The 10797-nt window shown below is 38.1% G+C and carries 10 protein-coding genes, 1 pseudogene and 1 riboswitch; of the genes and pseudogenes, 4 read left to right on the plus strand and 7 right to left on the minus strand.

The genetic code is table 11. From position 1 onward, the window contains the following. Positions 1-96: 96 nt before the first annotated feature. The 4 genes from H5993_RS08405 to H5993_RS08420 all read right to left on the minus strand — a co-directional run bounded on the left by H5993_RS08405 (position 97) and on the right by H5993_RS08420 (position 3717). Positions 97-939: a helix-turn-helix transcriptional regulator gene (locus H5993_RS08405; RefSeq protein WP_204777017.1), complete on the minus strand. Its 843-nt coding sequence runs from the start codon at positions 937-939 to the stop codon at positions 97-99. Between the two features lie 297 nt (positions 940-1236). Beyond that, positions 1237-2370: a D-alanine--D-alanine ligase family protein gene (locus H5993_RS08410; RefSeq protein WP_204777018.1), complete on the minus strand. Its 1134-nt coding sequence runs from the start codon at positions 2368-2370 to the stop codon at positions 1237-1239. A 74-nt stretch (positions 2371-2444) separates the two neighbouring features. Continuing rightward, positions 2445-3407 (minus strand): DUF2785 domain-containing protein, encoded by a 963-nt coding sequence (locus H5993_RS08415; protein WP_204777019.1) that lies wholly within the window; start codon positions 3405-3407, stop codon positions 2445-2447. A 10-nt stretch (positions 3408-3417) separates the two neighbouring features. Then, positions 3418-3717 carry a glycine cleavage system protein H gene (locus H5993_RS08420; RefSeq protein ID WP_204777020.1) on the minus strand — a complete coding sequence of 100 codons (300 nt, stop codon included), beginning with the start codon at positions 3715-3717 and terminating at the stop codon, positions 3418-3420. 111 nt (positions 3718-3828) lie between these two features. Between H5993_RS08420 and H5993_RS08425 the strand changes: the two genes are divergently transcribed. Next, positions 3829-4452: a phosphatase PAP2 family protein gene (locus tag H5993_RS08425; protein WP_204777021.1), complete on the plus strand. Its 624-nt coding sequence runs from the start codon at positions 3829-3831 to the stop codon at positions 4450-4452. A 48-nt stretch (positions 4453-4500) separates the two neighbouring features. Here the strand turns inward: H5993_RS08425 and metK are convergent, their stop codons facing one another. Next, complete coding sequence (gene metK, locus H5993_RS08430; RefSeq protein ID WP_219634242.1) at positions 4501-5688, minus strand: methionine adenosyltransferase; 1188 nt, start codon at positions 5686-5688, stop codon at positions 4501-4503. After that, a riboswitch (SMK box riboswitch) is annotated at positions 5683-5780 on the minus strand. (Overlaps the previous gene by 6 nt.) A gap of 85 nt (positions 5781-5865) precedes the next feature. Here metK and H5993_RS08435 point away from each other — a divergent pair. Continuing rightward, positions 5866-6597 carry a hypothetical protein gene (locus tag H5993_RS08435; RefSeq protein WP_204777022.1) on the plus strand — a complete coding sequence of 244 codons (732 nt, stop codon included), beginning with the start codon at positions 5866-5868 and terminating at the stop codon, positions 6595-6597. 677 nt (positions 6598-7274) lie between these two features. On the opposite strand, the gene H5993_RS08440 is transcribed toward H5993_RS08435, so the two are convergent. Continuing rightward, positions 7275-8702, minus strand: a complete 1428-nt coding sequence (locus tag H5993_RS08440) for an MFS transporter (RefSeq protein ID WP_204777023.1) — start codon at positions 8700-8702, stop codon at positions 7275-7277. 113 nt (positions 8703-8815) lie between these two features. Between H5993_RS08440 and H5993_RS08445 the strand changes: the two genes are divergently transcribed. Beyond that, positions 8816-9283 (plus strand): Fur family transcriptional regulator, encoded by a 468-nt coding sequence (locus H5993_RS08445; RefSeq protein ID WP_204777024.1) that lies wholly within the window; start codon positions 8816-8818, stop codon positions 9281-9283. A 29-nt stretch (positions 9284-9312) separates the two neighbouring features. Then, complete coding sequence (locus tag H5993_RS08450; protein WP_204777025.1) at positions 9313-9501, plus strand: hypothetical protein; 189 nt, start codon at positions 9313-9315, stop codon at positions 9499-9501. Positions 9502-9795: 294 nt separating this feature from the next. Here H5993_RS08450 and H5993_RS08455 read toward each other — a convergent pair. Continuing rightward, positions 9796-10215: pseudogene (locus H5993_RS08455) on the minus strand (Hsp20/alpha crystallin family protein). Positions 10216-10797 lie beyond the last annotated feature (582 nt).

Here is a 10797-nt window from a genome sequence, read left to right on the forward strand (position 1 = left end):
TACATAAAATCCCCTAAATCAAAAAAATTGGTACTGCTAGGATTTTACTCCTATCAGTACCAAATATTGTAGACCCCTTTTTCGCTTTAACTAAATTTACTTCAATTGGTCAATTTCATTTTCCAATGCTTCTGCATTTTCGGTTTGATCATTGATTAAAAGCAAACTCTTAGCAATTTCGTAGTTTTCAATTGCTGCTTGATGATCTTCTAACATTACTTTGGATTTAGCGATTACTTGGTAATAGTCACTAAGCAAGAACATTGAAAGGTCTTCCCGGCAAATATTAATTCCTCGGTTAGCAATCTTAATTGCTTCGTTTGGTTGCTTCAACTTAAGGTAAAGGTCAGCAATATTCCGATAAATAATAATCCATTGCCGCTTGCCACCAGTTAATTGTTTTTCGTCAATCAACGTAACCGCTCGTTGTAGGAACTTAAGAGCTCGCTCTTCATTACCGCGCTTTTCATAAGCCATTGCCATTCCAACCGTCGTCAGCGCCCAGTAAATATTAGCACTCATCGTTGAGAATTGCGTTAGGATCAATTCAAAATTAAAGATTGCTTCATCAACTTGATCGGTGGCAACTTGTAATACCCCAAGGAGGTAGTAATAACGTTGCTTATCGAAGTCATTTTGTAACTTCTTTACTTTAATCTTATTTAAGCGTTCAGTTGCATCATCATAATGCTTTTGAACAATTAATAAACTAATCTCATCAAATTGAGAAGTCATTGAAACATCATCGTTTTCAATGATTTTATCAACCGGAATATCTAACCGGGCACAAATCGCCGTTAAGATGTTCATCTTAGGAATTCGGTTTTGCTTTTCCATTAAACTAATTGTAGCTTGGGTACAAATTCCCTCAGAAAGCGCCGTTTGAGACAATCCCCGCTTCCGCCGAATTTGCTTTAAAACGTCACCTTTTAAACGCATATAAATTCCTTCTCCCTATAATTTATTGCTAAAATAATACCTTACTTTTACTTCTTGCCAATACTTTACCACAAAATTAATTTCATTGAAAAAAATTAGCCTTAAAAAATATAACATATTCTTTTTTAATAAGAAAGAGTTATTAATAAAAGTTATTTGTAAAGAAAATGAAATTTAAAATCTCCGCTTAGCACGAAAAAAATAGGTAAACATTCAGTTATCCACCGAATGTTTACCTATTTTCAATCATTTTTAACCTCTAAAAAAGCTCCCACTTTATTTTATTGATTAGTAAATTTAATGGTATCGCTTTTCTCCGACGTGTTCTTCGCCCAGAGAAGTAAAGCTGTAACTAATTTTGTTATTCCGGTTAAACTCATCAATTCCTAATTGAATCAAGCGATCAATTAATTCTGAGTAATCAATTCCAGAAACCTTCCACATTTGTGGGTAAAGACTAATATTGGTAAACCCTGGCAAAGTATTTGGTTCGCCTAAGTATGGCACGTCATTCTTATCAACTAAGAAATCTAAGCGCGCCATCCCCTTTAAATCAAGGGCTTTGTAAGCCTTCAACGCCATCGAAGTGATTTCTTCCCGTAACTTATCCGATGTTGGTACTGGTAAATCAAAGACCACGGCCGACGCATCAACAAATTTATTGTTGTAGTCATAAAACTCATCAGAATCTGGTACCCGAATTCCTCCTAGCTTGGAGGCAATTGGTTCTTCATTTCCTAAGATAGAAATTTCAATCTCCCGTGGATGATCCAAGCCTTGTTCAACTAAGACTTTAAAATCATAAGCAAAAGCATCTTTGAGAGCCACATCATATTCTTCAGCCGAGGTAACCTTGTGGATTCCAACAGATGAACCTTGTTTAGCTGGCTTAACGAAAACCAAGCCGCCAAGTTCTTCTTCGATTCGGGACCAAGGATAATCAGCCCGGTTGTCTGCGGTTAATAAGACGTATGGTGTATTACGAATTCCTGCGTGATCAAGAATCCGCTTTGTTAGGTCCTTATCAAAGGCCATTGCTGAACCGGCAATTCCAGTCCCAATATAAGGCTTCTTTAGTAAGCGGAAAAGGCCCTGCACCGTTCCGTCTTCCCCGAGGTTCCCATGGATTACTGGGTAGAAGAAATCAATTTGACCTGCTGATTCTAACACCTTAATTGGGGCTAAAGGTGAATCCAGGTCCATCTTGGCATACGCTTCTTTTACAACTTGATCCTCAGGTTCACCATCAAAAATTCGACGTGATGATTCGTCATCAATAAGAATGCCGTCCTTGGTAAACATGAAAAGCTTAACGTCGTACTTTTCCTTGTCCATTGCATCATAGATGTTGTGTGCTGAACGTTTGGAAACGTCGTGTTCCGAAGAATTACCCCCGAATAACAAAGCGACGTGAAGTTTGTCTTTTGCCATAACTATCTCCTTTATTCAATTGTCATTTAAACCGTAACTCTTAGAATCTTCATTATAACACGACAGGAAATAATTTAGCTATTATTTTCTTGATTCATAATTGCGTCCGCAATTTCTGGTGGTAAAGTTTCATCCATTAACATAGTCTGCAATAAATGGCGGTGATTAAACACCTGGTGCCAAGTGGCAGTTTTTTCCATGTTTAAAGTATCTAGCTTTTTTCGCCATTCTTGAAGCTCATTAATAAAATAACGTCGGTATAAGGGATGAGTCTTTAAAGTCTGGTTGATAAATCCAGCTCCTTCGTCAGGTTCACTCATTGTAAGTGGCGTCGTTAACTGTTCATAAGCCTTTAAAAAACTTGCCATTAAAAATAATTTATCAGCTCGCTTTAAACGATCATCAGCACAAATTTCATTGCATAAACCCGCATAGGCAGCAAAAATTTGTACCCAGCCTGCCCCTTCTACAAAGCCCCGGGTGTCACGCTCTGCTAACATCGCCACTGCCAATCGGTTAATAAGACGCTTTACAACTTGAAGTTTAATTGGTTTTTTCTGCTTTCGAGCAGCATATAGAAGATATCGAAAATACACTAATCCTAAGCTTCGTCCATAAACCGCTGGACTATTTCGCTCCGTTAAATGGTTATAAAAATATTTTGCTTGCAATAGGTTAACCGTTAACCATTGTAATTGTTCATTTGAAAGCCGATGATGTTCAACCGCCCAATTTATGAACCCAACCAACTGATGACGGATATGAATCTTAGTAGTTTGTAAGGCTCCTGGGAGGGCTTCGACTAATCCCTTCGCAAGGGGTCGATCATGATCAATAAGGTCATTATTAGCCGTCATTTGCAGTTCAACCATAAATAACGGATCAAGCTCGTGATTTTCAAATTTTTCCCGTCGATGGCCCTTCAAATTTTTTGATGGTTGCGCCAATTGTTTTCCAAGATCCCAAAAGATTTCACCAGCTACTAACTGCTCATGCAAGGCTTTAATTTGTTGTTCAACTTCCGCTAATTCGTTCACTAGCCCATCCTCACTTTCCAAGGGTACTAAGTCTAACTAACCAGGAAACGGTTACTTGAGGAGGATTAATAATCCCGGTAAATGCTTCATTAGTTGCTACCACTTTCCCGTTAACTGGTGAATTTAGGGTGATCACCCAATTTTGACTTTCAATTGTTGCAAAAGGCATCCCCTTTGATAAGATTGCTCCCGGATTAGGTAAATCAACGAAATATAAGTCCCCCATTTTCTGAATGGATTGTCTTGTCAATCCAAGAGTAATGGTTTGACCAACTTGTTTCACCCACCACGGATTTTCGAGTTGCTGCATAATTTGCCTCCTTGCTTATCAACTTTAGTTTACGAACTGAAGTAACTAATCGTCAAGCGCTAGTTAATAATGATACAATAAGCTAAATCATTCTATTCGGAGGTTGAGATTTTGAAAACCTTTAGCAAACAAACCTTCTTTTTCTGGTTGCTTTTACTGTTTTTCCTTATTGATTGGCTATTGGTAGCCACTCATAACTCCTTCGTTTTAAATAGCGACCATACGATCCGAGAATTAGTTAATCTTTACCGCACAAGAAACCTGACCTTCTTTTTTTCAAACCTCACCAAACTTTTCAATCCCACACCTTCAATCATCTGGGCACTTGCAATTGGCATCAGTTTAGTTTTAACTCAGAGATTTAAATTCACCATTTTGTATTGCTTGATCGTTCTTTCAGGAACCCTTTTAAATAAAATCATCAAGCATATTGTTCTCCGTCCGCGACCACAAAGCGACGTTTTAATACACTATGCTGGTTACAGCTTTCCGAGTGGTCATTCCAGTGGGGTAGTTTTAATAATTGGTAGTACCTTGCTTTTCTTATGGGCCAGTCACCAATCTAAACAGTTAAAAATTTTCGAAACCAGCTTAATTATTGCCCTAATCCTGCTGATTGGTTTTTCTAGAATCTACGTCGGTGCTCACTACCCAAGTGATGTTCTTGGTGGTTGGTGTTTAGGGGCTGTCGTTATCTTATTTTGGCAAAACATTTTTCAAAAGTTTAAGCAATAAAAAAAGTGATTGAAAGAGAAACAACATCTCTTATCAATCACTTTCTTATTAACCCAAGATTTGCTTTAAGGCATCCACCTTATCTAACTTTTCCCATGGCAAGTCAACATCCGTCCGGCCAAAGTGACCATAGGCTGCTGTTTGCTTGTAAATTGGTCGTTTCAAATCAAGCATTTGGATAATCCCAGCTGGCCGCAAATCAAAAACTTGGTTAACTGCATCGATTAATTCCGTTTCTCCTCGCGTACCAGTTCCATAAGTATCAATTGAAATCGATACGGGCTTAGCTACCCCAATGGCATAAGCAATTTGAATTTCTAACTTTTTAGCGTAACCAGCTGCTACAAGGTTCTTTGCAATGTATCGAGCAGCATAGGAAGCTGACCGGTCAACCTTTGTTGCATCCTTACCAGAAAAGGCACCTCCACCGTGGTGTGCAGCCCCACCGTAAGTATCAACAATAATTTTTCGTCCCGTCAAACCAGCATCACCTTGAGGACCACCGATTACGAAGCGACCAGTTGGATTAATGAAGTATTTAGTTTGATCATCTAATAATTCCGCTGGAATCACCTGCTTGATAATCTTTTCCTTCACATCATGGCGAATTTGTTCAAGTGTGGTAGCTGCATCATGCTGAGTACTTAAAACTACCGTGTCAACCCGTTTAGCTCGATCATTTTCATCGTATTCAACGGTAACTTCAGCTTTAGCATCTGGTCCAAGATAGCTAATTTCACCATCTTTCCGGGCCTTAGCAATTCTTTGCATCAAATGGTGACTCAACATCAATGGTAATGGCATGTATTCTGGCGTTTCGTCAGTTGCGTAACCGAACATTAATCCTTGGTCACCAGCACCGATTTTATCGAGAGGATCCGTTTTACCGTCCCGCGCTTCAAGAGCATCATCCACCCCTTGAGCAATATCAGGTGACTGTTCATCAAGCGAAACAATGACAGCACAATTATCGCCGTCAAAGCCATACTTTCCATTTGAATAGCCAATTTGCTTAATTGTCTTCCGGACAACCTTTTGAATATCAACATAAGCCGTTGTTGAAATTTCACCAAAAACTAAGACTAAACCAGTAGTAACGGAAGTTTCAACCGCAACCCGCGCATCGGGATCTTTTGCTAACAAGGCATCCAAAATAGCATCTGATATTTGATCGGCTATCTTATCAGGATGACCTTCAGAAACTGATTCTGATGTAAATAAATGTTTTTTCATAATAATAATTCCCCCATACTTCAAACTTGAGTGTGCGGTTACAAGGCAGCGAGTGGAGATCCACCCTCCCATCGGGAATTTGCTTTATAACGTTGCTCATCTTAACATATTTTAAAGTTAGTATTCAATGGATATAAAATAAAAGTTATACTAGAGAAAATACTTTTTGGAGGAATTACTTTGGCAAAGTTTAATTTACAAGTCGCCAATTTAGACTTTACTAACTGGCAAAGCAACCTAGCAACAGCCGCAATTATTTTCATTAGTTGGTCATTTGCCCCGTTTAGCTATGCCGTTAGTGTTTCAGGAACCCACTTTAACACCCATATGGGAATGCTTTTTTTGTATGAGCTTTTATTGGCATTTAGCTTGGTACTCCAGTTAAATAACCATTTTCAATCGCGATTAGCTAATCTCTTAATCATAATAAGTGGCTTTTGCATTGTCTTTGGTTTTATCACTGCCCCTTTGGTAATGTTGCTATTACTACTCCTCCCAATTTTCATGTTTTTAATGCAATTTTCGCAATTAAATTTGCAAAACGAGGCTGGTCTTTTAACCTTTGGAGCTTTATTGATGTTAACCATTCCAATCGGCAATGCCTATACTAGTTTGCATTTTATTTCCTGGGAAATTGTTCTCTACTTACTACCAATTATGACTTCAACTTGGTGTTTCTTAACTCCTTTCTTTTTACCTCGTAGTAAAAAACGGAATTGGTTATTATTAGGTACCTTGCTTTTCTTGATACTCTCTCTCTTTACACACCCAATTAATCAATTAACCATTGTTGCGATTATTCTTACCCTTGGCTGGTGGCTTTTTACGCTAGATAAGCGGCTTGCAGAACCATCCTTAATTCTTACCAGTTTAGTTCAAATGTTAATTATTGTTTTAATTTATTGGAATTAAAAGCGACCATTATATAATCCGGATGCACATAATAATGAGAAAGTAATAACGGAATCCATTAGCTTACGATAATTGGGTTGCTAATTAACTTGGTAGTGGCGTTGTTATTAATAAACAGCCACTTCCATCAAGATAATTTTGAATGATTTCTGGTTTTGGCAAAGCTTCTTAGCTACCTGATTAGGATAAAGAGAACAAAGGTAGATTCGTACAAATCTAAGTAGCCGACTTACTTGGTGTTTACAAACTCATGCAAGGGCAAGTAGGATCATACCACCTGTAGGGAAGACCGAATTCACATGGTCACTGTCTTGGCCGTAGTTACTGTGTCATCTTCAGAATAGAATGCAAGCAAGAGGGTGGGAAGAAACTCAAGCTTCTTCCCACCCTCTCTTTCATCTCCGAATATTACTCAGTAACTAAGGTCAAAGCAGTAGCTGAATGGCAGTTGCTTCCCTAACGGTCGCACCAACCGATTCAGCCTTACATGGGCTCACAAACGCCAAACCAGTTGGCTGGTTCGCGCCAAAGCATGGCCTTAGTGGATAAGCGCGCGCGAAAGGCCGACTTTAATGAATCAATCTACGTTCTACTTATCCGAACCAGGCCGTCAAGGGAGGTGCCATCTTCTGCTCATACATCCGTAAAATTTGCTGAAGTTATTTTTTGGGATCTGTTTATTGTTTCTGATTATTTTGAATTAAAAATGCTAGCAATAACCCAATTATTTCTATTCCAATCATTGCTGAGAAGACTAAATGATACCCCCTCAACGAAGCTAATTGGAGACTAACCCCTTCACTTAGTGCAGCTTGACTTACGCTAGTTAAAATCACAGTAGAAACCGCTACACCCGTTGAACCAAGGACTTGCCGAATGGTTGTGATTACCGCAGTCCCATGAGGAACTAAATGATTTGGTAAAGCATTAGCACCAAGGGTTACAGCCGGCATCATCACAAAAGCATTTCCGCCCTCAATAATCATAGCCGCAAAAATCATAATCGCTAAATTAAGTTTAGTAAGGCTAAACGTCCCAATTACCCAGCCAAGAATGATCATAGCCATTCCTAAAAGCATGGTTGGTTTAAAGCCAATTTTATCAGCTAATTTCCCAGTTAGTGGATTTAAGATACTCAAAAATACCGCTCCTGGAACTAGAGCCATCCCGGAAACAAACGGACTAACATGTAAGATTCCTTGATAGTATAGTGGAAAAATAATTGTCGTAACAATTAAAGCGATGTAAGAAATCGAGGTCAGTAAAATTGCTAGATCATAATTAAATGTAAAGAGGACCCGCAACTCTAATAATGGGGTTGTTAACTTAAATTGCCGTCCAATAAAAACTGCCAACATAATTAAGCTTACAATTAAGATTACACCGTTCAATAACCAATTTACGTTCTTTTTCCCGATTTGATCGATCACTTCCATCAAACCAACTAGCCCAAGTAATAAGAAAACAGATAACCAATCTAAATGGGTTTCATGACGCGCCATGACATCCCGAATCAATCCAATTTGGGCGAAGATAATAATGATGGTAATCACGATCATAAAGAAGATAAAAAGAGCCTTCCAATTAAAGAATCTTAGGATAATCCCAGAAACAATTGGACCACAAGCAAGGGCTGAACCCATCACCAACCCTGCAATTCCCATGGTTGTTCCTCGCTCATCTTTTGGAGTAATTTCAAGTAAAACCGATTGGTAAGAAGGAAACAATACTCCAACCGCGAAGGCTTCCATTACTCGCCCAATCATCATAAACCAAAATCCGTTTTCTCCAAGTTGGATTGGAGTAAAGACAATCATTAACGTACCAATGTCGAATAAAGCTAAAGCTAAGACAAACATCCGCTTAAAACTAAGGTTGTTCAATAGCCACGGCGAAATCGGCATACTAACACACATTACTAACATGAAGCCTGTTGTTAACCATTGAACAGTATCAGCAGAAATCCCAAAACTCCGCATTAGTGTAGGATATGCTGTTGATAAGGAAGATTGGCTAATCGACATTGTAAAGGTTCCAATTAATAACGTAAAAATAAACCAAAAACGGCTATAAGCTTTGCCGTTTTGATCAACTGAATTCTTCATTCTCTCGTCTCCTAGTTTAGAATTATTCTCAACAGTGATTATTATAAGTTTTCAAACCAATTATGTAAATGCTATAATAACAAAAAGGAACCGATTATAAGGGGGGGAATACAATGGCACAGGATGAATATCTACATGCACTAAAAATCTTACGGAACCATAAAGTCCGCTTAACACCTCAACGCAAAACCATTCTAAATTATCTAGTTAACCATCACACTCACCCAAGTGTCGAAATGATTTATGATGATTTAAAACAACATAATGACTCAATTAGTATTGCGACTGTTTATAATACCATTCGACTGCTACTTGATTACCATCTTGTAATCGAACTCAAAAACGGTGATGGTTCCACACATTACGATTACTTTGGCCAACCACATTATCACGTTGTCTGTGATAATTGCGGTAAAATCACCGATGTCTTTACTGATGAATTCACTGACTTGAGTACTAGTTTGGATGAAATTACCCGGCAACAAACTCACTACTTAGTGACTCGAAATGACATTGAAGTTCATGGCCTATGTCCAGAATGTCAAGCTAAATTTGGCTTACTAGCTCAAGCTGAAAAATAAGATTTACTTTTTATAACGGAGGAAATATTTTGATTACCAATGAACAACGCGCTCATGAAATTGCAATTGCTTTAATGGCCAAAAAAGCCGATCTTAACAACCCGATTGCCGCTTATCACGATTACATTAATTATCTCTTACCAATTTTAAAAGAATTCGATAAAGACTTTCCAATGGGGATTAAGGAACATTTGGATAATTCAAGTTCCAATCATTAAAATGTTTTCTCGCGATCAATCTAAAAATTTTAAATGAGGATAGAAAAAAGGCTCCTTGACGGCCTGGTGGTGACAAAAAGAACGTAGGCTGATGCGTAAAAATAGTTTTTGGCGTAAATCAGCCAACTTGCTTGATATTACAAATCAAAGATCGTGCCATCTATACGGAAGGCCAGGTCCTCTTGGTACTGCCTTAGCCGTAACTTCTGTAAACTATTTAGGAATTATAGTCAAAATAAAAGGGTTCAAGGTGAAAAGTTTTCATCTTGAACCTTTTTAATAGTTTATTATTTATCATTGAATTTCAATCCGCGTATTAGTTTGATCTTCGGTTGTTAACTTTGGCAAGGTAATGGTCAAGACGCCTGCATCGTACTTAGCACTAATTTGCTTTTGGTTAACGTCCGGTAACCGATATTGCCGGCTAAATTGACCATACCGCCGCTCTGAATGAAGTAAGTTTCCTTAATCATCCTTCACATCAGAATCTGCTTCGCGATGTCCTGTAACCGTTAAAACATTCCGATCATAATTCAAGTGAAGGTCTTTCTTGTCAAAGCCTGGCATATCAATTTTAACTTCATAGCCGTGGTCGTTTTCACTGATGTCAGTCTTCATTGACCCATTGGTAATTGTATCTGAATAGAAATTATCGTCAAACCAATTTAACATACTATCCATCAAGTTATCCCGTCTTTGTAGTCCATTCATCATCATTCAGACTTCCTTTCTTTGTTGATCCTTACACTTACTATTATCGCCAAAGGTCAAAAAAGGTCAAATTATTTGATCTAAATTTTAACCAATCTTGACCTTTTCTCAAATAATACATTGTAATTTTCAAGACTATCTCCTTTAATTAAGTATTTATATAAAAATTAACATTATTAAAATGAAGTTTCTTTTTAAGCTATATATGATAGAAGTAACATAACAGCTAGTAAAAAGCGACGATGGAAAAGAGCTCCTTGACGGCCTGGTTGGAGTATGAAGAACTTATTAGAATCGTTCTTAGAGCGAATCAGCCAACTGGTTTGGCGTTTGTGAGCCCATGCAAAGCGGAATCGGTTGGTGCGACCGCCAGGGAAGCAACTGCCAATCAGCTACTGCTTTGACCTTAGTTACTGAGTAACCTTCGGAGATGAAAAAGGGAGGGTGGGAATTAACTATTAATTTTTGCCCCTCTAACATTAAAATCCGGACTATAATTTTTGCCTTGGGCTATAATGCCCTCTAAGTATACAGATGAAATAGAAAATTCATCTTATGCTTGGAGGGTATTTTTATGTCTAGAAA

Origin of the sequence: Limosilactobacillus alvi (assembly GCF_016900115.1) — a bacterium.
GTDB lineage: Bacteria > Bacillota > Bacilli > Lactobacillales > Lactobacillaceae > Limosilactobacillus > Limosilactobacillus alvi.

Bases quoted from the DNA above. Each gene is read 5' to 3' on its own strand.
- H5993_RS08440 (WP_204777023.1), bottom strand. From the start codon at position 8,702: ATGAAGAATTCAGTTGATCAAAACGGCAAAGCTTATAGCCGTTTTTGG.
- H5993_RS08445 (WP_204777024.1), top strand. From the start codon at position 8,816: ATGGCACAGGATGAATATCTACATGCACTAAAAATCTTACGGAACCAT.
- H5993_RS08410 (WP_204777018.1), bottom strand. From the start codon at position 2,370: ATGGCAAAAGACAAACTTCACGTCGCTTTGTTATTCGGGGGTAATTCT.
- H5993_RS08405 (WP_204777017.1), bottom strand. From the start codon at position 939: ATGCGTTTAAAAGGTGACGTTTTAAAGCAAATTCGGCGGAAGCGGGGA.
- H5993_RS08420 (WP_204777020.1), bottom strand. From the start codon at position 3,717: ATGCAGCAACTCGAAAATCCGTGGTGGGTGAAACAAGTTGGTCAAACC.